Source organism: Streptomyces sp. NPDC001068 (assembly GCF_042897315.1).
In the GTDB taxonomy this organism is placed as follows: domain Bacteria; phylum Actinomycetota; class Actinomycetes; order Streptomycetales; family Streptomycetaceae; genus Streptomyces.
In genome coordinates this window covers 1-22,088 of record NZ_JBIAYD010000007.1, presented here as the reverse complement: position 1 = coordinate 22,088, position 22,088 = coordinate 1, and the positions used below count along the sequence as shown (strand labels likewise).

General features: G+C 72.7%; 17 protein-coding genes and 1 rRNA gene. 5 read left to right on the top strand and 13 right to left on the bottom strand.

Annotation, left to right across the window (positions count from 1 at the left end; translation table 11 throughout):
- Positions 1-145: 145 nt before the first annotated feature.
- Both ACFY3I_RS20290 and ACFY3I_RS20285 read right to left on the bottom strand, forming a co-directional pair.
- Positions 146-772, bottom strand: a complete 627-nt coding sequence (locus ACFY3I_RS20290; protein WP_365288166.1) for an NUDIX hydrolase — start codon at positions 770-772, stop codon at positions 146-148.
- A gap of 99 nt (positions 773-871) precedes the next feature.
- On the bottom strand, positions 872-2,542 hold the full coding sequence (locus tag ACFY3I_RS20285; RefSeq protein ID WP_365288168.1) for a CTP synthase: 1,671 nt from the start codon (positions 2,540-2,542) through the stop codon (positions 872-874).
- Positions 2,543-3,053: 511 nt separating this feature from the next.
- Between ACFY3I_RS20285 and ACFY3I_RS20280 the strand changes: the two genes are divergently transcribed.
- The 3 genes from ACFY3I_RS20280 (at position 3,054) to ACFY3I_RS20270 (ending at position 8,041) form a co-directional block, all read left to right on the top strand.
- Positions 3,054-4,856 (top strand): glycoside hydrolase family 15 protein, encoded by a 1,803-nt coding sequence (locus ACFY3I_RS20280; protein WP_365288202.1) that lies wholly within the window; start codon positions 3,054-3,056, stop codon positions 4,854-4,856.
- 118 nt (positions 4,857-4,974) lie between these two features.
- Complete coding sequence (locus ACFY3I_RS20275; protein WP_390861809.1) at positions 4,975-6,357, top strand: FAD-binding oxidoreductase; 1,383 nt, start codon at positions 4,975-4,977, stop codon at positions 6,355-6,357.
- Positions 6,358-6,400: 43 nt separating this feature from the next.
- Entirely contained in the window at positions 6,401-8,041 is a 1,641-nt protein-coding gene (locus ACFY3I_RS20270; RefSeq protein WP_390861807.1) for a PucR family transcriptional regulator, read from the top strand.
- 184 nt (positions 8,042-8,225) lie between these two features.
- Here ACFY3I_RS20270 and ACFY3I_RS20265 read toward each other — a convergent pair whose 3' ends face one another.
- The 5 genes from ACFY3I_RS20265 to ACFY3I_RS20245 form a co-directional block, all read right to left on the bottom strand.
- Positions 8,226-9,359 carry a glycosyltransferase family 4 protein gene (locus tag ACFY3I_RS20265; protein WP_390861805.1) on the bottom strand — a complete coding sequence of 378 codons (1,134 nt, stop codon included), beginning with the start codon at positions 9,357-9,359 and terminating at the stop codon, positions 8,226-8,228.
- Between the two features lie 538 nt (positions 9,360-9,897).
- Entirely contained in the window at positions 9,898-11,616 is a 1,719-nt protein-coding gene (recN, locus tag ACFY3I_RS20260) for a DNA repair protein RecN (protein WP_390862160.1), read from the bottom strand.
- 162 nt (positions 11,617-11,778) lie between these two features.
- The gene (locus ACFY3I_RS20255) at positions 11,779-12,684 is read right to left on the bottom strand and encodes an NAD kinase (protein ID WP_390861804.1); all 906 of its coding nucleotides are present in this window, start codon (positions 12,682-12,684) and stop codon (positions 11,779-11,781) included.
- The gene (locus tag ACFY3I_RS20250) at positions 12,681-13,496 is read right to left on the bottom strand and encodes a TlyA family RNA methyltransferase (RefSeq protein ID WP_390861803.1); all 816 of its coding nucleotides are present in this window, start codon (positions 13,494-13,496) and stop codon (positions 12,681-12,683) included. The genes ACFY3I_RS20255 and ACFY3I_RS20250 overlap by 4 nt, the downstream gene beginning before the upstream one ends.
- Before the next feature lie 7 nt (positions 13,497-13,503).
- On the bottom strand, positions 13,504-13,833 hold the full coding sequence (locus ACFY3I_RS20245; protein WP_390861802.1) for a hypothetical protein: 330 nt from the start codon (positions 13,831-13,833) through the stop codon (positions 13,504-13,506).
- Positions 13,834-13,875: 42 nt separating this feature from the next.
- Here ACFY3I_RS20245 and ACFY3I_RS20240 point away from each other — a divergent pair, with 42 nt between their 5' ends.
- Positions 13,876-14,223 carry a sterol-binding protein gene (locus tag ACFY3I_RS20240; RefSeq protein WP_390861800.1) on the top strand — a complete coding sequence of 116 codons (348 nt, stop codon included), beginning with the start codon at positions 13,876-13,878 and terminating at the stop codon, positions 14,221-14,223.
- Here the strand turns inward: ACFY3I_RS20240 and ACFY3I_RS20235 are convergent.
- The 4 genes from ACFY3I_RS20235 to ACFY3I_RS20220 form a co-directional block, all read right to left on the bottom strand.
- Positions 14,207-15,073 (bottom strand): ABC transporter ATP-binding protein, encoded by an 867-nt coding sequence (locus ACFY3I_RS20235; protein WP_390861799.1) that lies wholly within the window; start codon positions 15,071-15,073, stop codon positions 14,207-14,209. The genes ACFY3I_RS20240 and ACFY3I_RS20235 overlap by 17 nt on opposite strands.
- Positions 15,070-16,137, bottom strand: a complete 1,068-nt coding sequence (locus ACFY3I_RS20230) for a FecCD family ABC transporter permease (protein WP_390862158.1) — start codon at positions 16,135-16,137, stop codon at positions 15,070-15,072. The genes ACFY3I_RS20235 and ACFY3I_RS20230 overlap by 4 nt, the downstream gene beginning before the upstream one ends.
- Before the next feature lie 41 nt (positions 16,138-16,178).
- Entirely contained in the window at positions 16,179-17,222 is a 1,044-nt protein-coding gene (locus tag ACFY3I_RS20225) for a FecCD family ABC transporter permease (RefSeq protein WP_390861798.1), read from the bottom strand.
- A gap of 116 nt (positions 17,223-17,338) precedes the next feature.
- Positions 17,339-18,367, bottom strand: a complete 1,029-nt coding sequence (locus ACFY3I_RS20220; RefSeq protein ID WP_390861797.1) for an HAD-IIA family hydrolase — start codon at positions 18,365-18,367, stop codon at positions 17,339-17,341.
- A gap of 85 nt (positions 18,368-18,452) precedes the next feature.
- Here ACFY3I_RS20220 and ACFY3I_RS20215 point away from each other — a divergent pair, with 85 nt between their 5' ends.
- Complete coding sequence (locus ACFY3I_RS20215) at positions 18,453-19,736, top strand: DUF1015 family protein (protein WP_390861794.1); 1,284 nt, start codon at positions 18,453-18,455, stop codon at positions 19,734-19,736.
- A gap of 61 nt (positions 19,737-19,797) precedes the next feature.
- Here the strand turns inward: ACFY3I_RS20215 and ACFY3I_RS20210 are convergent, their stop codons facing one another.
- Positions 19,798-20,625, bottom strand: coding sequence for a hypothetical protein (locus ACFY3I_RS20210; protein WP_390862157.1), 828 nt, complete (start codon positions 20,623-20,625; stop codon positions 19,798-19,800).
- A 1,376-nt stretch (positions 20,626-22,001) separates the two neighbouring features.
- Positions 22,002-22,088: ribosomal RNA gene (gene rrf / locus ACFY3I_RS20205) — 5S ribosomal RNA — on the bottom strand; the annotation flags it as partial.

Below are 22,088 nucleotides of genomic sequence, written 5' to 3'. Positions count from 1 at the left end.
CGGTCCGGGCCTTTCGGCTCAATCGCGTCGAGCCTAGTTCACGTGCGGGGACGTTCCGGGCGGAGCACGGCGGGCACATCGCCCGATCGGATCAGGCGATGGTCACACCGGCCCCTTTGACGAGGCGTCGGAAACTGATGGCACGTCAGGAGTCGAACGGGCGGGCCGGCCAGGGCGCGTCCGCCGGGCGCAGCGCGCCGAGGCCGTCGCCGGCGCGGGCGGCCACCAGCGACAGCACGCCCGTCACCAGGCAGTTGTTGTGCACGTCACCGGCGAGCACCAGACGCACCAGCTCGTCGACCGGCACGCGCGCGTACTCCAGGTCGATCTCCTCGTGCTCGGTCTCGAACCGCTCCCCCTCGGCCTCGGACAGGTCGCGGGCGAGGAAGATCCGCACCGCCTCGTCGCAGCCGCCCGGGGTGGTGTAGAGGTCGGTCAGCACCCGCCAGTCCTCGGCCTTGACGTGCGCCTCCTCGTACAGCTCGCGCTGGGCCGCGTGCAGCGGGTTCTCACCGGGGACGTCGAGCAGTCCGGCCGGGATCTCCCAGAGCTTCTGCCGGACCGGATGCCGGTACTGGCGGATGAGCAGCACCCGGTCCTCCTCGTCGAGGGCGAGCACGGCGACCGAACCGGGGTGCACCTGGTAGTCGCGGCGGACCACCGAGCCGTCGGGCATGACCACCTCGTCCGTGCGGACGGAGGTCTTGTTGCCCACGAAGGGGGTCTCCGTCGCCCGGATCTCCCACTCCTCCGGGGTGTCCTTGATCGTCATGCCGTGCCGCCCTTCCACGTGCCTGTCACGTGCGGAGAAGAAAGAACCGGGGTGCATGCCGTTGAAGGTATGCGCCCCGGCCACCGTACAACCGGTGTGCTACTTCGAATTCTCCTGCTCGGCCGCGCCCTGCTGACGGGCGACCGCGGCCTTCACCAGGCCCGCGAAGAGCGGGTGCGGACGGGTCGGGCGGGACCGCAGCTCCGGGTGCGCCTGGGTGGCGACCAGGTAGGGGTGGACCTCGCGCGGGTACTCGACGTACTCCACGAGCTTGCCGTCCGGGGAGGTGCCGGAGAACTGGATGCCGGCCTTCTTCTCCAGCTCCGCGCGGTAGGCGTTGTTCACCTCGTAGCGGTGCCGGTGGCGCTCCTCGACGTACTCCTTGCCGTCGTACACCTCACGCACGATCGAGCCCTCGGCCAGCTTGGCCGGGTACATGCCCAGTCGCATGGTGCCGCCCATGTCGCCCTCGCCGGCGACGATGTCCAGCTGCTCGGCCATCGTGGAGATGACCGGGTGACCGGTGGCGGAGTCGAACTCGGTGGAGTTGGCGTCCGGGATGTCGGCCAGGTTGCGCGCGGCCTCGATCACGATGCACTGCAGGCCCAGGCAGAGACCCAGCAGCGGGATCCGGTTCTCGCGGGCGTACTTGATGGCGCCGACCTTGCCGAGCACACCGCGGTCGCCGAAGCCGCCGGGGATGCAGATGCCGTCGACGTCGGAGAGCTGGGCCGCCGCGCCCGCCGGGGTCCGGCAGTCGTCGGACGTCACCCACTTGATCGTCACGCGGGCCCGGTTGGCGAAGCCGCCGGCCCGCAGGGCCTCGGTGACCGAGAGGTAGGCGTCGGGCAGGTCGATGTACTTGCCGACCAGCGCGAGGGTGATCTCGTGGTCGGGGTTGTGGACGCGGTCGAGCAGGTCGTCCCAGGTCCGCCAGTCCACGTCCCGGAACGGCAGGTCCAGCTTGCGGACGACGTAGGCGTCCAGGCCCTCGCCGTGCACGGTCTTCGGGATGTCGTAGATCGAGCGGGCGTCCGGGCAGGCCACGACCGCGGCCTCGTCGACGTCGCACATCAGCGAGATCTTGCGCTTGATGGCGGTGGGCACCTCGCGGTCACAGCGCAGCACGATCGCGTCCGGCTGGATGCCGATGTTGCGCAGTGCGGCCACCGAGTGCTGGGTGGGCTTGGTCTTCAGCTCGCCCGACGGGCCGATGTACGGAAGGAGTGAGATGTGCACCACGAAGACGTTGTCCCGGCCGACCTCGTGACGGACCTGGCGGACCGTCTCCAGGAACGGCAGCGACTCGATGTCGCCGACCGTGCCGCCGACCTCGGTGATGACGACGTCCACCTCGTCGGTGGCCATCCGGCGGATGCGGTGCTTGATCTCGTTGGTGATGTGCGGGATGACCTGGACGGTGTCGCCCAGGTACTCGCCACGCCGTTCCTTGGCGATCACCGTCGAATAGACCTGACCTGTGGTGACGTTGGCGGAGCCGTCCAGGTCGCGGTCGAGGAAACGCTCGTAGTGGCCGATGTCCAGGTCGGTCTCGGCACCGTCGTTGGTGACGAACACCTCACCGTGCTGGAAGGGGTTCATCGTGCCCGGGTCGACGTTCAGGTACGGGTCGAGCTTCTGCATCACCACACGCAGGCCGCGCGCCTTGAGCAGCATGCCCAGGCTGGAGGCGGTGAGGCCCTTGCCGAGCGAGGAGGCGACACCCCCGGTGACGAAGATGTGCTTGGTCGTCGTAGATTTCGGCGGCATGGCCAAGAGGGTGCTCCCGTGGTCGCGGTCTGTCATGCGGTACGGCCGCCCGCCGGAGTTCCGGGGGTGCCGTCGCTGCGGTTCGGGGGTTTCGTGCCCACCGGTCCACGGGCTACCAGGGTATCAGCGCCGCGGAGAGATGGCTTCCGGCCACGCTCCGTACACATACCGGCACAGACGTGGGGCCTGGCTTACCGGGTTTTCACTCAGGGCTCACCCATTCGGCCCACACAGGTTGCCCGGAGCGGCACGCAGATCATCTACGTGCGTCGTATCCTGCTCGGACACTCGCTGCCGAGCCCGACCGGAAAACACGGCACACCCCCGCCCGTCACCCCCGGAACACGAGAGCTTGGCAGTTCGTTGAGCTATGACTGTCGTTTTGCCTCCGGGCGCGGCGGGCTGCTTTGCTTCACCGCTTAACGACGCACAACAACAACCCCCCTTGACCGCACTAGCGACAGCCCCCTTTTGCCTGGGGGGTGACGTGGCCGTTCGACTGGAGTTGCACGTGGCCGGGCGCATCGAAGACTACGCACTCATCGGAGACATGCAGACCGCCGCATTGGTCTGCCGGGACGGCACGGTGGACTGGCTGTGCCTGCCCCGCTTCGACTCGCATGCCATCTTCGCCGGCCTGCTCGGCACCGAGGAACACGGCTTCTGGCGGCTCGGCCCGGCGCACGCGGCCGACTCCCAGCCGCCGACCGCGGCCCGCCGCACCTACCGCGGCGACTCACTGATCCTGGAGTCCGAGTGGGACACCCCGCGCGGCACCGTCCGGGTCACCGACTTCATGCCGCCGCGTGACGGGGCGCCCCAGCTGATCCGGATCGTCGAGGGCGTCACCGGCCGGGTGCCGATGCGCTCCGTGCTGCGCATGCGGTTCTCCTACGGCCGGGTGGTCCCCTGGGTGCACAAACACGAGGGCCGCACGGTCGCCGTCGCGGGCCCCGACTCGGTGTGGTTCGACACGGAGGCCGAGACCTACGGCAAGTCCCTGACCACCTACGCCGACTTCACGGTGGCCCCGGGCGACCGGATCGCCTTCACGATCTCCTGGGAGCCCTCGCACAAGGAGCCGCCCGCGCTGCCGGAGCCGGAGCAGTCGCTGCAGGCGACGGAGGACTTCTGGCGGGACTGGGTCGAGCACTGCACGTACCACGGCCCCTACCGCGAGGCCGTGGTCCGCTCCCTGATCACGCTCAAGGCGCTGACCTACGCCCCCACCGGCGGCATCGTCGCCGCGCCCACCACCTCACTGCCCGAGGACATCGGCGGGGTGCGCAACTGGGACTACCGCTACACCTGGCTGCGCGACGCGGCCATCACGCTCTCCTCGCTGCTGCGCACCGGCTACCGCGAGGAGGCCCGCGCCTGGCGCGAGTGGCTGCTGCGCGCGGTCGCCGGCGACCCGGAGAACCTGCAGATCATGTACGGCATCGCGGGCGAGCGCGAGCTGGGCGAGGCGGAGCTGGACTGGCTCCCCGGCTACGAGCACTCCGCCCCGGTCCGGGTCGGCAACGGCGCGGCGCACCAGCTCCAGCTGGACGTCTACGGCGAGGTCACCGAGGCCCTGCACCTGGCCCACATGACCGGACTCGCCCGCAACGACTACGCCTCCCTCCTCCAGCTGAAGCTCATCCGCTACCTGGAGGACCACTGGGACGAGCCGGACGAGGGCATCTGGGAGGTGCGCGGCCCGCGCCGGCACTTCGTGCACTCCAAGGTGATGGCCTGGGTCGCGGTGGACCGCACCATCAAGCTGATCGAGTCCGGTGACGCGGACGGCCCGCTGGAGCGCTGGAAGGAACTGCGCGACGACATCCACCGGGACGTCTGCGAGAAGGGCTACGACAAGGAACGGAACACCTTCACGCAGTCGTACGGCTCGCAGGAGCTGGACGCGTCGCTGCTGCTGATCCCCCAGATGGGTTTCCTGCCGCCGGACGACAAACGGGTCATCGGCACCATCGAGGCGATCCAGCGCGAGCTGTCCACCTCGGACGGCTTCATCCTGCGCTACCCGACCTCGGGCGGCGAGGAGGGCGTGGACGGTCTGCCCGGTGACGAGGGGGCGTTCCTGGCCTGCTCGTTCTGGATGGCCGACGACCTCGCGATGATCGGCCGCGTCGACGAGGCCCGCAAGCTGTTCGAGAAGCTCCTCGCGCTGCGCAACGACCTCGGACTGCTGGCGGAGGAGTGGGATCCGCGGCTGCAGCGGCAGGTGGGGAACTTCCCGCAGGCGTTCAGCCATGTGCCGCTGATCGACACGGCGCTTCGCCTTACGGCGTCGGGGGCGTACGGGGGCTGAGGAGCGTCGTTCTTCGGCTGCGGGTGCGTGGGGGCTGGTCGCGCAGTTCCCCGCGCCCCTGCGGGGCGCTCTGCCTAGGCTGGTCGAGAGACTCCTCCTTTTCCGGAAGGGGACGGTCATGGCTTCCCCGTCTAAGGCAGGTACGGCGCTCGTCGAATTGCGTGAGGATCTGGCCGGTGCGGTGTTCGCGCCGGGTGACGTCGGGTACGACGACGCCCGTGCCGTGTTCAACTCCATGATCGACCGGCGGCCCGCGGTCATCGCGCAGTGCGCCGACGAGGCCGACGTGGTCCGTGCGGTGCGGTTCGGCCGCGATCTGGACCTGGCGATCGCGGTGCGCGGCGGCGGCCACAGCGTGGCGGGTTCGGCCGGCGGCGACGGCGCGCTCGTGGTGGACCTGCGCCCCATGCACTCGGTGACCGTCGACCCGGCGGCGCGGGCCGTACGGGTGCAGGGCGGCGCCACGATGAGCGATCTGGACCGGGCGACCGAGCCGTTCGGCCTGGCCACCACCGGCGGCCGGGCCTCCACCACCGGCGTCGGCGGTTTCGTGCTGGGCGGCGGCACCGGCTGGCTGGACCGCGCCTTCGGCCTGGCGGTCGACAACCTGCTCGGCGTCGAACTGGTCACCGCCGACGGACGGCGGGTGCACGTCAGTGCCGACGAGAACCCGGAGCTGTTCTGGGCCCTGCACGGCGGCGGCGGCAACTTCGGCGTCGCCACCGCCCTCACCCTCGAACTGCACGAACTGCCGGCGTTCTCGGTCGCGGCACTGGTGTTCGCGCCGGAGTCGGGACCGGACGTCGTGCGCACCTTCCGCGGGGTGATCGGCGCCGGACCCGACGAGGCGGCCGGCGCGGTGCAGTACCTGACCGGCCCGCCGCTGCCGTTCGTACCGGAGCACCTGGTGGGCACGCTGGTGTGTGTCGCCCTGGTGACCTACGCCGGCCGCGAGGACGACCTGCGGAAGGTCGTCGAGCCGTTGCTGGCGCTGCCGCACGAGGCGGAGATGGTCGGCCCGATGCCGTACACCGTGATGCAGTCCATCCTCGACTTCCCGCACGGGCAGCGGAACTACTGGTCGGCCGAGTACCTGGACGCGCTGCCCGACGAGGCGGTCGACGCCTTCTGCGGCTGCGCGGACGGCGTTCCGGTGCCGTCCGGCACCCAGCACGTGCTGTTCCCGCAGGGCGGGGCGATCGCGGCGGGGCCGCCCGAGTACCCGGTGCCCTACCGGTCCGCGGCCTGGGCCGTGCACCCCTTCGGCATGTGGTCGGAGCCGGCCGACGACACACGGGCCGTCGCCTGGGTGCGGGACGTCCGGGCCGCCGTACGTCCCTGGTCCAACGGCGCGGTCTATCTGAACTTCATCGGTGACGAGGGCGGCGACCGGGTGCGGGCCGGGCTCGGCGCGGGGAACGCGTTGCGGCTCGGCAAGGTCAAGCGGACCTGGGACCCCGACAACGTCTTCCGCTTCAACCACAACATAGAACCCCTGTAGGGGAAGGTGCCGGGAAGGCGTTCGCCCAGGTAGCGTCCGCTCCATGGACAGCGGTACGGGCAGCGGATTCGACACCCAGGGCGGGATCACCGTGCAGCGGGCGCTGGAGCTGCCCGGGCTGCGCAGCGGGCTCCCGGAGATCCTGGCGGGCGCCGACCGGCTGGGGCGGACCGTGCGCTGGGTGCACGCCGGCGAGGTGCCGAACATCGCCTCGCTGCTCAAGGGCGGCGAACTGCTGCTCACCACCGGATACGGGCTGGGCACCCGGCCCGGCGACCAGCGGGCGTTCGTGCGCACCCTCGCCGAGCGGGGCATCGCCGCCCTGGTGGTGGAGCTGGGGGCGCGCTTCTCCCGGCTGCCCGCCACCCTCGTCGACACCGCGCGGGCCACCGGGCTGCCCCTGGTCGTACTCCACCGCGAGGTGCCCTTCGTCACGGTGACGGAGGAGATCCACACCGAGATCGTCAACCACCACTACACGCTCGTCCAGCGCGCCGAGGAGGTGCACCGCCGCTGCACCGAGGCGCTGCTGGACGGTGGCGGGGTCCCGCAGGTCCTCGCGATCCTCGGCGACTTCAGCGGCAACCCGGTCTTCCTGGAGACCCCCGACGGCCAGCTGCTGTACGCCGCCGGCTCCGGGCCCGAGGGCGCGGACCCGCTCCAGGTCTGGGAGGGGCTGCGCGGCCAGCACAAGCACGCCGCCCCGCCGGCCGGGGCCCTCCTGGTGGACGTGCCGGGCGGCGGTCCGGGCAGCTGTTCGGTGCGGGCCCGGCTGGTGCTGCTCCCGGTACGCGGACCGCTCACCCCCGTGCACCGCATCGCCGCCGAACGGGCCGCGGGCATCCTGGCCGTCGTCCTGATGCAGGCCCGCCAGGAGGAGGAGCTGGCGGCCCGCGGCCGCGGCGACTTCCTGACCGACCTGGCCGAGGGGCGTATCACCGCGGCGGACGCCCCGGCCCAGGCCCGGGTGCTCGGCTTCAAGCCCGCCGGCGGCCCGCTGCTGCCGGTGGTCATGCGGGTCGGTGACGCCCTGTCGCCGGGCGGCGGCTGGGCGGTGCTGGCCCGGGCGGTCGGCGAGGAACTGGCGGCCGTGGGCGTGCCCGTGCTGCTCGGCGTGCGGCCGGTGGAGGGCCGGGTGCCGCTCCTGCTGGGCCTGCGCTCGGAGGCGGAGCGGGCCTCGGTCGCGGACCGGGTCGCGGCGGCGCTGCGGGCGGGCGTGGAACGCGCCGGGATGCGGCGCCCCGGGACCGCGCCGCCGGTCGTGGTGGTCGGGGCGGCCGGCGGCTGGGCGGCCGCCTCGGCGGGTCTGCGGCACGCGGCCGAGACGGCGACGGCGGCCCAGGGCCTGTCCGACCGGCCCTGGTACGACGCCCGCCGCCTCGACATCGACCTCCTCCTGTGGCGGCTGCGCGACCACCCGGACCTGGCGGCCTTCGTCGACCGCGCGATCGGCCCGGTCCGGGACCACGACAGCCGTTCCAAGCCGCCGCTGCTGCCCACCCTGGAGACGTACCTGGCGCACGCGGGCCGCAAGGCGGAGACGGCCCGCGAGCTCCACCTCAACCGGCAGACCCTCTACAACCGCCTGGCCCGGATCGGCGAGTTGCTGGGCACCGACCTCGACGACCCGCAGGTGGTGCTGGCGTTGAGCCTCGCGCTACGGGCCCGACGACACGTCCAGTAGCCGCTGGTGCCGCGACCGCGCTAGTGCTGTGACCGGAAAGGTTTGCCGGAAGGCTCGCGGCGTCCGGTGCGGTGCATCGCAAGGCGGAGCATCGCCCGCGTACTGGATGTACTCGGGTGGTGCGACAACGCGGCGAGGTGCCGTGCCGGGCGTCGCGAGCCGGTGAACCTTTCCGGTCGCAGCACTAGAGCGGTCGGGGCTGGGTCAACTCGTCGTAGACGCTCAGCACTTGGGTGACCGTCTCGTCCTCCGTCGGCCAGCCGGCGGCCTGCCGGGCTCCCCGCGCGCGCAACTCCGCACAGCGCGCGGGATCGCCGAGCAGACGCAGCACGGTGCCGGCGAGTGCCACCGAGTCGCCGTAGGGGACGAGTTCGGCCGCGTCTCCGACCAGGTCGGGGATGCCGCCGACGGCGGTCGCGACGAGCGGCACGCCGACGTGCAGGGCCTCCTGGGCGAGCACCGAACGCGGCTCCCAACTGCTGGGCAGCACTGCCAGGTCGGCGGCGGCGAGCAGTTCGGGGACGTCGTCGCGGCTGCCGATGAGCCGGACGGGCAGCTCCTCGTCCTCGATCCGCCGCTGCAGCTCCGCCCGCAGCGGCCCCTCTCCCGCGATGACGAGCAGCGGTACCGGATCGAGCCGGCACCAGGCGCGCGACGCGTCCAGCAGGACGTGATATCCGCGGTGCCGGTCGAGGGAGCCGACCGCGATCAGCAACGGCCGCCCCATGGCGCCCAGTTCGGCCCGCACCTTGGGCGGCGGCCGGTCCGCCTCGTCCGGCTCGACGGACGGTCGCAGTCCGGGCAGTGTGACGGCGGCGAGCCGCGCGTCCCGGGCTCCGGTACGGCGGGCCCGGTCCACCAGGTCGGAGGTGGTGCCCAGCACCACGGAAGCGGCGCGCACCACCCGCCGCTCCAGCATCCGCAGCAGGTGCGCCCGGGCCCCCTCGGCCTCCGCCCGGCTGTGCCAGGTGACGACGAGGGGGGTACGGCGGCCGCCGAGCGCCAGCACGGCGCGGAAGGAGGCGTGCAGTCCGTGCGCGTGCACCAGGTCGGCGCCGGTGCAGGCGGCGCGCAGCGCGGCCACCGACGCCGGGTCGCTGCTGCGCGGTACGTGGACGTGGTCGGCGCCGACACCGGTGAAGTCGTAGGCGTGATCGGCCTCGGCGGGAGCGCACACGGTGACCCGCACGCCCCGTGCGACAAGACCGGCGGCGAGCGAACGCACGTGCGCACTGCTGCCGGCGTTGCCGCCGCCCAGCACCTGCACGGTGCGCAGCGGCGACTGACCGTGCGATGCGTTGCTGCTCACGGTGCTCACGCAGCCGGGCTCCTGTGTTCGGCGTCGGGGCGGTCACGAGGGTACGTACAGACGGTATCGGGCCGAGGGGGGCGGTGCGGGGCTACCGGGAGGGGCATACCGGGGCGGGACGGGGCACGCGCCGGAGTGTGTCACCCGTGAGAGTGACAGTACGGCAAGCCGAGCGGGCGCGGGCGTCGGCTCGCGCGGGGAGGACCGGCTCGTGACGGACGCGGATCGGCCGGGGAGGGGCTTCGGCTCGCACCGGGCCCCCGTAGTGGACGGGCGACGCTCGGGCGCGGGCTTCGGCTCGCGCCGGGAGGACCGCCCCGTAGCGGACGGGAACCGGTCGGGAGCGGGCGTCGGCTCGCGCCGGGTGGCCCCCGTAGCGGACGCGAACCGCCCGGGTGCGGCTCCGGCTCGTACGCGGACGGGAGCCGGTCGGGCGCCGGCGCCGGCCGGCCGGCCGGCACGTGGACGGGCCGGTCCCCGGTGGGCGCCCGCTCGGCGCGGGTCCGGTCCGCCGGCCCCGGTCCCGCGCCTCCCGGAAGGGCACGCGTCAGGCGTCCGCCCGCGCGGTGGCGAGCAGTTCCTCCGCGTGCGCCCGTGCCGTCTCCGAGTCCTCCTGTCCGGCCAGCATCCGGGACAGCTCCCGGACCCGCTCCTCGCCCTCCAGGACCTTCACGCCGGAACGTGTGACCGTGCCGTCGTTCGTCTTCTCGACCAGCAGCTGCCGGTCGGCGAAGGCGGCGACCTGCGGGAGGTGCGTGACCACGACCACCTGGGCCGACTTGGCGAGTTTCGCCAGCCGGCGGCCGATCTCCACCGCCGCCTTGCCGCCGACGCCCGCGTCGACCTCGTCGAAGAGGTAGGTCGGGACCGGGTCGGTGCCCGCGAAGACGACCTCCACCGCGAGCATCACCCGGGACAGCTCACCGCCGGACGCGCCCTTGGCGATCGGACGCGGCGGGGCGCCGGGGTGCGGGGCGAGGAGCAGTTCGACCTCGTCGGCGCCCGAGGGGCCGTAGGCGACCGCACGGCCGCCGACCTCCACGCCCTCAGAGTCCTCGGTCTGCCGGATGTCGAAGGACACGCGCGCGTGCGGCATCGCGAGGGAGCCCAGCTCGGCGGTGACGGCCGCCGCGAAACGTTCGGCGGCCTCCGTACGCGCGTCGGTCAACGCCTGTGCGAGCCCGCCCAGTTCCACTCGCAGGGCGTCCCGCTCGGCGGTCAGTTCGCCGATCCGATCGTCGTCGCCGTCGAGTTCGGTCAGCCGCGCGGCGCCCTGTTCGGCCCACGCCAGCACCGCCCCGACGTCCTCGCCGTACTTGCGGGTGAGCGCGGTGAGCGCGGCGCGCCGCTCCTCCACGGCCGCGAGCCGCAGCGGGTCGGCGTCGAGGTCGTCGGCGTACCCGGCCAGTTCCCCGGCCACGTCACCCAGCAGGATCCCGACCTCGCCGATCCGGTCCGCGAGCGCGGCCAGCGCCGGATCGTGCGACCGCACGGCCTCCAGGGCCCGGTGGGCGCCCGCGACCAGCGTGGCCGCGTCGATGCCCTCGGGGTCCTCGGGGTTGCCCGCGAGCGCGGAGTGCGCGGCGGTCGCGGCCGACGACAGCGCCTCGGCGTGCCCGAGCCGCTCGGCCTCCTCGGCGAGTTCGACGTCCTCACCGGCCCGCGGTTCCACGCCGGCGATCTCGTCGAGGCCGTAGCGGAGCATGTCCGCCTCCTGGGCACGCTCGCGCGCCCGGGTGACGATCTCCTCCAGCTCGACCGCCACGGCCCGCAGCCGCCGGTAGGCCTCGCCGTACTTGGCGAGCGGCACGGTGACCCCGTCGCCCGCGTACCGGTCCAGGGCCTGCCGCTGCCGGGACAGCTTCAGCAGGCCCTGCTGGTCGGTCTGCCCGTGCACGGCCACCAGGTCGTCGGCGAGCTCCGCGAGCAGCCCCACGGGCACGCTGCGGCCGCCGAGGTGCGCCCGGGAGCGGCCCTCGGCGGAAACGGTACGGCTGATCAGCAGCGCGCCGTCGTCCAGCTCGGCGCCGGCCTCCTCGGCCCGTAGGACCGCGGAGGTGCCCGGTGGCACGGTGAGCCGCCCCTCGACGACCGCCTTCTCGGAGCCGATCCGCACGAGGGCGGGATCGGCCCGCCCGCCGAGCAGCAGCCCCAGGCTGGTGACCACCATGGTCTTGCCCGCACCGGTCTCACCGGTGACGGCGGTGAACCCCGGCGACAACTCGACGACCGCGTCGTCGATGACTCCGAGCGACCGTATCCGCATTTCTTCCAGCACGGGGAAGACCTTACGAGGTAGGGCGGGAGAAGCGCGAGGCACCCTGTCACCCGGGCGGGTGGAGATACCAGGGGGCGCGAGGAACCGCGCGACAAGCCCACGATCACCCGCGGCCGCCGGAGCTCCCCAGGCACCCCCACCCACCAACCGCTACTGCGGCGCCCCCCGCCACCCCGACACCGGCAGCGCGAACTTCGCCACCAGCCGGTCCGTGAACGACGCGTGGTGCAGCCGGGCGAGCCGCACCGGCACCGCACCCCGGCGCACCTCCACCCGCGCCCCCGGCGGCAGCTCCACCGTCCGCCGCCCGTCGCACCACAGCACGCCCGGCTGGACGTGCGGCAGCACCTCCACCGCCAGCACCGAGTCCGGCGAGGTCACCAGCGGCTTCGCGAACAGGGCGTGCGCGGAGATCGGCACCATCAGCAGCGCCTCCACCTCCGGCCACACCACCGGCCCGCCCGCGGAGAACGCGTACGCCGTGGACCCGGTCGGAGTCGACAGCACGATCCCGTCGCACCCGAAGCCGGTCACCGGCCGCCCGTCGATCTCCAGGACCACTTCGAGGAGCTTCTCGGCGCCCGCCTTCTGCACGGCCGCCTCGTTCAGCGCCCAGTCGGTGTGCACGATGTCGCCGTTGCGGTGCACGACGACGTCGACGGTCATCCGCTCCTCGACCTCGTACGCCCGGCTCACCACCCGGTCGACGACCCTGTCGAGGTCGTCCCGTTCGGCCTCCGCGAGGAACCCGACGCTGCCGAGGTTGACGCCGAGCATCGGCACCCCGGAGGCCCGGGCGAACTCGGCGCCGCGCAGCAGCGTCCCGTCGCCGCCGAGGACGATCAGCAGCTCACACCCGTCGAGGCTGTGCGGCGACGCCTCCTCGACGAGTTCGACCTCGTCCGGCAGCGGCAGGTCCGCGGCCTCGAAGTCCAGTACCCGTACGCCGACTCCGGCCGCCAGCAGCCCCTTGACCACGAGTTCGGCGCTGCGGATCGCCGCAGGCCGCCCCGTGTGGGCCAGCAGGAAAACAGTACGAGCTCGGTTCTGTGTCAACGCGGCCCCTCCGCCACTGCACGGTCAACGTCGGCCGGGTCCAGTGGGGGTGCCCCGGCCCGCAGCCACAGAAAGTACTCGACATTGCCGGACGGCCCGGGCAGCGGACTGGCGGTGACCCCGTTCACCCCGAGTCCCAGCTCCCACGCCCTCTCGGCGACCCCCCGCACGGCCTCCGCCCGCAGCTGCGGACTCCGTACCACTCCCCCGCTGCCCAGTCGTTCCTTGCCCACCTCGAACTGCGGCTTGACCATCATCACCAGGTCGGCGTCCGGATTCACACATCGCGCCAGGGCAGGCAGCACCAGCCCCAGCGGGATGAAGGACAGATCACCCACGACAAGATCCACAGGCTCCCCATCGATCGCTTCAAGCGTCAACTCGCGTACGTTCGTACGGTCCTTGACGGTGACGCGTTCATCGCTCTGCAGAGACCACGCGAGTTGGCCGTATCCGACGTCGACCGCGACGACGTGCGCGGCGCCCGCGCGCAGCAGCACGTCGGTGAAGCCCCCGGTGGACGCCCCGGCGTCCAGCGCCCGCCGTCCCCCGACCGCGAGCCCCAGCGGTACGAACGCCGCCAGCGCGCCCGCCAGCTTGTGGCCGCCCCGGGACACGTACTCGGGGTCGCCGTCGTCGGACCGCACGACGATGGCCGCGGCGGTCTCCACCTGGGTGGCCGGCTTGGTCGCGAGGGTCTTGCCGACGGTGACCCGCCCGGCGGCGATCAGCTGGCTGGCGTGCTCGCGCGAGCGCGCCAGCTTCCGGCGGACCAGCTCCGCGTCCAGACGGCGGCGTGCGACTCCTGCCACGTTCGGTTCAGCTCCTGCTCTGGTGGTACGACGGCGCGGGCGCCCGGTATGCGCCCGGCGGCGCGGGCGCCGGGGGGCCCGGCGGTGCCGGGCGGGCGTCGAGCTCGGTCAGCGCGTCGCGCAGCCCCCGGTGTACATCCTCGTACACCTCCAGGTGCCCGTCCGTGGCGAGGTGGTCGGCGTCGCCCAGCCGGTCGAGCCGGCCGTCGACGTCGGCGTTGCCGGTGGGGGTGCGGGGGACGTTCAGCGGGGCCGGGGCGGCGGGGTCGTACTCGGGCTCGGCCGGTACCGCTTCCGCCGTCTCCGCGACCCGGCCCTCGGACACAGAGTCGGTCATGCCCCGACGCTACCTCGAACCGCTGGGGTACCGTCGATCGCGATGGCCACGATCGAGGAGTGCCGCGCCGCACTCGACAAGCTCTCCCACACCATGGGCGGCGCCGAGGGCGACGTCCGCGCGGCCGCCGCCATGGACCGCACCGTCAGCTGCCACATCACCGACCTGGACGTCACGTTCGCGGGGCGGCTCACCGGGGGCCGGATCGAGGTGGAGGAGACGTTTCCCGGACCGCCACGGGAGAAGGCCCAGATCGGGCTGGCCATGGCCGGCGACGACCTGGTGGCCCTGGTCGACGGCCAGCTGAACTTCGCCGGGGCCTGGGGGTCGGGCCGGGTGAAGCTGGACGCCAACCTGCTGGACCTGTTCCGGCTCAGGAAGCTGCTGTGAGCCGTGCCTTCCGGGCTGCCGGCACCACCAGCGGGGTCCCCGTCTCCGGATCGTCGATGATCTGACAGCGCAGCCCGAAGACCTCCTCGACCAGCTCCGCTGTGACGATGTCGTTCGGGGCGCCCTCGGCGACCACCTCGCCGCCGCGCAGCGCGATGAGGTGAGTGGCGTACCGGGCCGCGTGGTTGAGGTCGTGCAGCACGGCGACCAGCGTCCTGCCCTGCTCCTCGTGCAGCTCGGCACAGAGGTCCAGGACGTCGATCTGGTGCTGGATGTCCAGGTAGGTGGTCGGCTCGTCGAGGAGCAGCAGCGGGGTCTGCTGGGCGAGCGCCATGGCGATCCACACGCGCTGGCGCTGGCCGCCGGACAGCTCGTCGACGTAGCGGTCGGCGAGTTCGGCGACACCCGTCCGGGCCATCGCCTCCTGGACGACCCGCTCGTCCTCGGCGGACCACTGGCGCAGCAGGCCCTGGTGCGGGTACCGGCCGCGGCCGACCAGGTCGCCGACGGTGATGCCGTCGGGCGCGATGGACGACTGGGGCAGCAGGCCGAGGGTGCGGGCGACCTTCTTCGCCGGCATCGACTGGATGACCTGCCCGTCGAGCAGCACCCGGCCCTCGCTGGGCCTGAGCATCCGCGACAGCGCGCGCAGGAGCGTCGACTTGCCGCAGGCGTTGGGGCCCACGATCACCGTGAAGGAGTTGTCGGGGATCTCCACCGACAACCGCTCGGCGATGACGCGCTGGTCGTAGGCGAGGGTGACGTTCTCGGCGGACAGGCGGTTCACTGTGCTCCTCTTGCTGTCTGGCTGGGGGTCCGCGCTCAGGTCCGGCCCGCCCCGCGCTCTCATATCCGTCCCGCCCTGCGTTCGGTGACCAGGAGCCACAGCAGGTAGACCCCGCCCAGGACTCCGGTGACCACGCCCACGGGCAGCTGGTCGGCGCCGAAGGCACGCTGGGAGGCCCAGTCGGCGGTGACCAGCAGGGTGGCGCCCATGCACAGGGAGGGCAGCAGGTTGGGGCCGGGCGAGCGGGTGAGGCGGCGGGCGAGCTGCGGGGCGGTGAGCGCCACGAAGCTGACCGGGCCCGCGGCGGCGGTGGCGGCCGCGGTCAGCAGCACCGCCGACACCATCAACAGCAGCCGTACCCGCTCCACGCGCACTCCGAGGGCGTTGGACACGTCGTCGCCCATCTCCATCATCCGCAGGCCGCGCGCGTTGGCCAGCGACAGCGGGACGAGGACGGCGCACAGCGCGAGCAGCGGCCAGACCTGGTTCCAGTCCCGGCCGTTGAGGGATCCGGTCATCCACACGACCGCGCGGGTCGCGTCGACGAAGTCGGCCTTGGTGAGCAGGTAGCCGTTGACCGCGGTGACGACCGCGGAGACACCGATGCCGACCAGCACCAGCCGGTAACCGTGCACGCCCTGCTTCCAGGCGAGCAGGTAGATGGCGAGACCGGTCAGCAGACCGCCGGCCAGCGCGCCGAACGTGACCTGGGTGGCGCCCCCGGACGTCAGCACGATGACGACGAGCGCGCCGGACGTCGCGCCCTGGGAGAGGCCGAGGACGTCCGGGCTGCCGAGCGGGTTGCGCGAGATGGCCTGGAACAGCGCGCCGCCGAGGCCGAGCGAGGCGCCGACCAGCAGACCGACCAGGACGCGCGGCAGCCGCAGTTCGTTGACGATGAAGTCCTGGCCCGCCGTGCCGTTGCCGGCCAGCGTCTTCAGCACGTCACCGAAGGAGATCGGGAAGTCGCCGGTGCCGATCAGCACGACGCTGGCGGCACACGCGGTCAGCAGCAGCGCCGTCACGACGACCAGCGCGCGCGTGTCCGTCCGCAGGGAGAGCCCGCCGGGGGTGCGCAGCGTACGCGTTTTCCGCACGGCACTCTTCTCCCCCGCGGCGTTCTTCATGGCAGGTGTCTTCGCGGCGTTGTTCTTCACGACGGTGTTCTTCACAGCTGGGCCGTCCTGCGCCGTCGTACGAGAAGGATGAAGACCGGTCCGCCGATGATCGCGGTGACGATGCCGACCTGGAGTTCGGAGGGGCGGGCGACGATCCGGCCGAGGACGTCGGCGCCGAGCAGCAGCACGGGCGACAGGACCGTCGCGTAGGGCAGGATCCAGCGCAGGTCGGGGCCGGTGAAGGAGCGCACCACGTGCGGGACCATGAGGCCGACGAACGCGATCGGGCCGCAGGCCGCGGTGGCCGCGCCGCACAGCACCACGGCGGCCAGCATCGACAGGGCCCGGGTGCGCCCCAGGTTCGCGCCGAGGGCACGGGCGGTGTCGTCGCCCATGGCCACCGCGTTCAGCGGCCGGGCGAGGCCGAGGGCGAGCAGCGTGCCGGCCACGAGGAACGGCAGCACCTGCCTGATCGTCGAGTCGTTCGCGGCGGCCAGCGAACCGACCGTCCAGAAGCGCCACTTGTTGAGCGCCGCGCCGTCCGTGATCATCACGGCCTGGAGGTAGCCGTAGAGCGCGGCGCTGATCGCCGTGCCGGCCAGCGCGAGCCGCACCGGGGTGGCGCCCCGGCTGCCGCCCAGGAACCAGACCAGCGCGCCCACGGCCGCCGCCCCGAAGAAGGCGAACCACACATAGCCGTTCAGGGTGCTGACACCGAAGTAGGTGATGGCGGTGACGACCGCGGCCGACGCGCCCGCGTTGATGCCGAGCAGCCCGGGATCGGCGAGCGGGTTGCGGGTGAGTGCCTGGAGCACCGCTCCGGACAGGCCGAGGGCGGCACCGGCCAGCAGCCCGAGGACGGTCCGGGACAACCGCTCCCCGACGACCACGTCGCCGTAGGTCCCCGAGTCCTGGAAGAGGCCGTGCCAGACCTGGTCCAGCGGGAGCTCCTTGGCTCCGATCGCGATGCTCGCCAGGGCGACGAGCACCAGGATCACGACGGAACCGAGGAGCCCAAGGGCCCGGATCGCCCGGCGGGTTGGGGGCGCGGGGGCGGTCTCCGCGCGCTGTTCGGGAGGACTGTCGACCAACACCCGGTTAGGTTAGCCTATCCTGCCTGACACTCCCGATGCCCGGTCCCCGAAGGCAGGGGTACCCGGTCCCCCGCGAACCGCCCACGCGCGGCACGGACCGTGCCCGCAACCCCGGTTCACAGTCCGAGCCGCGCCAGCGCCTTGTCCCCGTCCAGCTCGCAGGAGCCGTCCCCGGCCGCCGTCCAGGCCGCGGCGCACAGCGCCCGCAGCCCGTCGAGGGCCTCGCCGTCCCCCTCCAGCTCCAGTCGGTCCGCCCGCGCCGTGGCCGTCCAGCCACCGCACCGGAACCCGCCGTCCGCCGCCGAGACCTCCGGCTGCCCGGTGAGCAGCCCCCGCAGGTCGGCGTCGACATACGTGGGCCGGTGCTGCGGCGGCGCGGCGAGCAGCTGCCGTCCGTCGGTGACACCGGTCAGCACGAGCAGCGAGTCGACCCCGCCGTTGAAAGCGCCCTCGATGTCCGTGTCCAGCCGGTCCCCGACCACCAACGGCCGCTCGGCACCCGTCCGCAGCACCGTCTCCCGGTGCATCGGCGGCAGCGGCTTGCCGGCCACCTGGGGCTCGGCACCCGTCGCGATCCGGACGACTTCCACCGCCGCGCCGTTGCCCGGCGCGATCCCACGGCCGCTCGGAATCGTCAGATCGGTGTTGGAGGCGAACCACGGCACCCCCCGCGCGACGGCGTACGACGCCTCGGCGAACCGCCCCCACGCCAGGTCGGGGCCGCCGTACCCCTGCGCGACGGCCGCCGGGTCGTCGTCGGCGGAGTCCACCGGCTCGAGCCCCCGCTCCCGCAGGGCGACCCGCAGCCCCTCCCCACCGATCACCAGCACCCGCGCCCCCGCCGGTACCTGCTCGCTGATCAGCCTCGCGACCGCCTGCGCCGAGGTGATGACGTCATCGGCGCCGGTCGGGATGCCCAACTCGGTCAGATGGCCCGCCACCGTGTCCGGCGTCCGCAGCGCGTTGTTGGTGACGTAGGCCAAATGCATCCCTCCCGCGCGAGCCGTCGCCAGCGACTCCACAGCGTGTGCGACCGCGCTGCCGCCCGCGTACACCACACCGTCCAGATCGAGCAGCGCCGTGTCATACGCCGTGCTCAGAGCCTGTTCGCTGCCCTCGGGAGCAGTCCTGACACCCTGGCTCATTCCTGATCGCTCCTCGTCACTCTTCGTTGTCCCGCCTTTCCCCGTCGATCATCCCGCACGCCACTGACACACGTACGATGCCGGGATGAACACTGCAGGTCACTCGGAAGCAACGGAGCGCCGAGGCCTGGAACTCAACCCGTTCCGAGGTCTCCGCTACGACCCCGACCGGGTCGGCAGCCTCGCCGCCGTCACCTCCCCGCCGTACGACGTCGTCGTTCGCCCCGACGGCGTACACCACCTCCAGTCCGCCGACCCGCACAACATCGTGCGCCTGATCCTTCCCCAGGCCGGTACCCCGAGCGCCGGTACCGAACAGGCGGCCGACACCCTGAAGCGCTGGCAGGCCGAGGGCATCCTCACCACGGACCCCGTACCCGGCCTGTACGTCTACGAGCAGCAGGACGGCAACGGCCTGCTCCAGCGCGGGGTCATCGGCGCCCTGCGGGTCTCGGAACCGTCGGAAGGCGTGGTGCTCCCGCACGAGGAGGTCATGCCCCCGGTGGTAGCCGACCGCGCGGCCCTGATGCGCGCGACCTCGGCGAACCTCGAACCCCTGCTCCTGACCTACCGGGGCGACGGCGCGGCCGCCGAGATCATCGAAGCGGCGGCCGACCGTCCCCCGCTGCTCGCCACCACCACGGAGGACGGCTTCCACCACCGCCTCTGGTCGGTCACCGACCCCGCCGAGGTCGCCCGTGTCCAGGACGACCTCTCCCACCACCAGGCCCTGATCGCCGACGGACACCACCGCTGGGCCACCTACTTGCGTCTACGCGCGGAGCACGCCTCTCCCAGCCCCTGGGACCACGGCCTGGTCCTGCTCGTCGACACCGCCCGCTATCCGCTGCGTGTCCGCGCCATCCACCGTCTGCTGCACGGTCTGCCGGTCGCGGACGCCGTGGCGGCCGTGCGGGACAACTTCCGCGTCCGGCGGCTCGACGTCGCCCTGCCGAGGGCCCAGGAGGCGCTCGCGGACGCGGCCCGCGACGGCAACGCGTTCCTGCTGGCCGGCGACGGGACCTTCCACCTCATCGACCGCCCGGATCCCGGTCTGCTGGCCCGCACGATCCCCGCCGACCGTCCGGCCGCCTGGCGCACGCTCGACGCCACCGTGCTGCACGCCACGCTGCTCGAACACGTCTGGCGCATCCCCGAGGACTCCAACGCGCACATCGCGTACATCCACGACACGGCGGCGACGGTCGCCAAGGCCGAGGACGCCGGCAGTACGGCCGTCCTCCTGCACCCGGTCCGCGAGGAGGTCGTCCGAGACCTCGCCCGTCAGGGCGTGACCATGCCCCGCAAGTCGACGTCCTTCGGCCCCAAGCCGGCGTCGGGGCTGGTGCTGCGGGCGCTCGACTTCTGACGGTCCGGGTACGACGGAGGGCAGGCCCCCGTGGGAACCTGCCCTCCGTCCGGCACCGCGATCAGTCCTTGTCGGCCTCTGCTTCGGCCGCCGCTTCGGCTTCGGCTCCCGTGACGGGCTCGGTCACGGGCCTGGACTCCGCCTCGGACTCGGACTCGGACTCGGGCTCGGACTCGACGTCTGTGTCGGCGTCCGCGTCCTCCTCCTCGTCGTTCAGCGCGTCCACGAACTCGACCCCGTCCATCTCGGCGAGCCGGTCGGAGGCGTCCGTGCTGCCGTCCCGGTCGGCCTCCACGGCCTTGGCGAACCACTCCCGCGCCTCGTCCACGCGGGCGGCCGCGAGAAGGGCGTCTGCGTAGGCGTACCGCAGCCGCGCGGTCCATGGCTGTACGGAGCTGGACGCCAGCTCGGGGCTCTGCAGCGTCACGATCGCCGCGTCCAGCTGCCCCATGTCACGCCGGGCTCCGGCGGCGACGAGCCTCATCTCGACCTGACCGGCCTTGTCGAGCTTGTGCACCTCGGGGGCACCGGCCATGTCCAGCGCCTTCTCCGGCCGCCCGAGCCCGCGCTCGCAGTCGGCCATGACCGGCCACAGGTCCACGCCACCGGTCATCCGCCGTGCGGCCCGGAACTCGGCGAGCGCCTCGCTGTACTTCTGGTTCGCGTACGCGGCGAAACCGGCGGCCTCGCGCACCGCGGCGACACGGGACGCGAGGCGCAGCGCCACCCTCGAGTAGCCGTAGGCACCCTCGGGGTCCTCGTCGATGAGCCGCGCGACCATCACCAGGTTCCTGGCGACGTCCTCGGCGAGCGTCTTGGGCAGGCTCTGCAGTTCCTGCCGGACGTCCTTGTCGATCTCGTCGCCGGTGACGTCCTCCGGGATGGGCAGCCGCTTGATCGGCTCACGGTCGCGGTCACGCTCGTCCCGGCGCCCGTAGCCGCCGCCTCGGTTGTCGTCGCGCCGGTCGTCACGGCCGCGGTACCCGCCGCCACCGCCGCCGCGGTTGTCGTCACGGCGGAAGCCGCCTCGGTCGTCACGACGGTCGTCGCGACGGGGGGCGCGTCCACGGTCGTCGGTCCGGGGGCCTCGGAAGCCGCCTCGGTTGTCGTCGCGCCGATCGTCACGGCCGCGGTACCCGCCACCGCCACCGCCGCGGTTGTCGTCACGGCGGAAGCCACCACGATCGTCACGGCGGTCGTCACGGCGGTCGTCACGGTCGTCGCGACGGAACGCGGGGCGGTCACCACGGTCATCACGGCGGTCGTCACGGTCGTCGCGACGGAACGCGGGACGGTCACCACGGTCATCACGGCGGTCGTCACGACGATCGTCGCGGCGGAAGCCACCGCGGTCGTCACGGCGGTCATCACGCTGGAACGCCGGACGCGAGCCACGGTTGTCGTCACGCCGGCCGTAGCCACCACCACGGTTGTCGTCACGCCGGTTGTCATCACGGCGGTCGTCACGCCGGTCGTAGCCGCCGCCACCCCGGTTGTCGTCACGACGGGCGTAACCGCTACCACCGCGGTTGTCGTCCCGGCGGCCGCCGTAGCCACCGCCACCGCCTCGGTTGTCATCGCGCCGGTCGTCACGGCCGCGGTACCCACCGCCGCCGCGGTTGTCGTCACGGCGGAAGCCACCACGATCGTCACGGCGGTCGTCACGGCGATCGTCACGGTCGTCGCGACGGAACGCGGGACGGTCACCACGGTCATCGCGGCGGTCGTCACGGCCGCGGTACCCACCGCCGCCACCACCACGGTTGTCGTCGCGGCGGAAGCCACCGCGGTCGTCACGCTGGAACGCCGGGCGCGAGCCTCGGTTGTCGTCACGCCGGCCGTAGCCACCACCACGGTTGTCGTCACGCCGGTTGTCATCACGGCGGTTGTCGTCGCGACGGACATAACCGCCGCGGTCGTCGCCCCGGCGCTCGTCACCGCGTCGGTCGTCCCGACGGCCGTATCCGCCACCGCGGTTGTCGTCTCGGCGGCCGTAGCCGCCGCCACCGCTGCCGCCACGGTTGTCGTCGCGACGGACGTAACCGCCGCGGTCTCCACGGTCGTTGCTGCGGTCGTTGCGGTCTCCGCGGTACCCGCCACGGTCACCGCGGTCACCACTGTCCCGTCGCCGCTGGTCGCGCTCCGGTCGCTCGTCGGGAGAGTTGGTGGACATGGTGACTCCTGTCTTCGGTACCGCAAGCATTGTAAAAACAAAAGGACCCCTGGTCCCAGCTGAACGCTGGTGACCAGGGGTCCTCAAAAATTGTTCGGCGGTGTCCTACTCTCCCACAGGGTCCCCCCTGCAGTACCATCGGCGCTGTAAGGCTTAGCTTCCGGGTTCGGAATGTAACC

Excerpts from the sequence above, each read along its gene's own strand:
- ACFY3I_RS20290 (WP_365288166.1), bottom strand. The coding sequence starts at position 772 with ATGACGATCAAGGACACCCCGGAGGAGTGGGAGATCCGGGCGACGGAG.
- ACFY3I_RS20285 (WP_365288168.1), bottom strand. The coding sequence starts at position 2,542 with ATGCCGCCGAAATCTACGACGACCAAGCACATCTTCGTCACCGGGGGT.
- ACFY3I_RS20275 (WP_390861809.1), top strand. The coding sequence starts at position 4,975 with ATGGCTTCCCCGTCTAAGGCAGGTACGGCGCTCGTCGAATTGCGTGAG.
- ACFY3I_RS20270 (WP_390861807.1), top strand. The coding sequence starts at position 6,401 with ATGGACAGCGGTACGGGCAGCGGATTCGACACCCAGGGCGGGATCACC.
- recN (WP_390862160.1), bottom strand. The coding sequence starts at position 11,616 with ATGCGGATACGGTCGCTCGGAGTCATCGACGACGCGGTCGTCGAGTTG.
- ACFY3I_RS20245 (WP_390861802.1), bottom strand. The coding sequence starts at position 13,833 with ATGACCGACTCTGTGTCCGAGGGCCGGGTCGCGGAGACGGCGGAAGCG.
- ACFY3I_RS20240 (WP_390861800.1), top strand. The coding sequence starts at position 13,876 with ATGGCCACGATCGAGGAGTGCCGCGCCGCACTCGACAAGCTCTCCCAC.
- ACFY3I_RS20235 (WP_390861799.1), bottom strand. The coding sequence starts at position 15,073 with ATGAGAGCGCGGGGCGGGCCGGACCTGAGCGCGGACCCCCAGCCAGAC.
- ACFY3I_RS20230 (WP_390862158.1), bottom strand. The coding sequence starts at position 16,137 with ATGAAGAACGCCGCGGGGGAGAAGAGTGCCGTGCGGAAAACGCGTACG.
- ACFY3I_RS20220 (WP_390861797.1), bottom strand. The coding sequence starts at position 18,367 with ATGAGCCAGGGTGTCAGGACTGCTCCCGAGGGCAGCGAACAGGCTCTG.
- ACFY3I_RS20215 (WP_390861794.1), top strand. The coding sequence starts at position 18,453 with ATGAACACTGCAGGTCACTCGGAAGCAACGGAGCGCCGAGGCCTGGAA.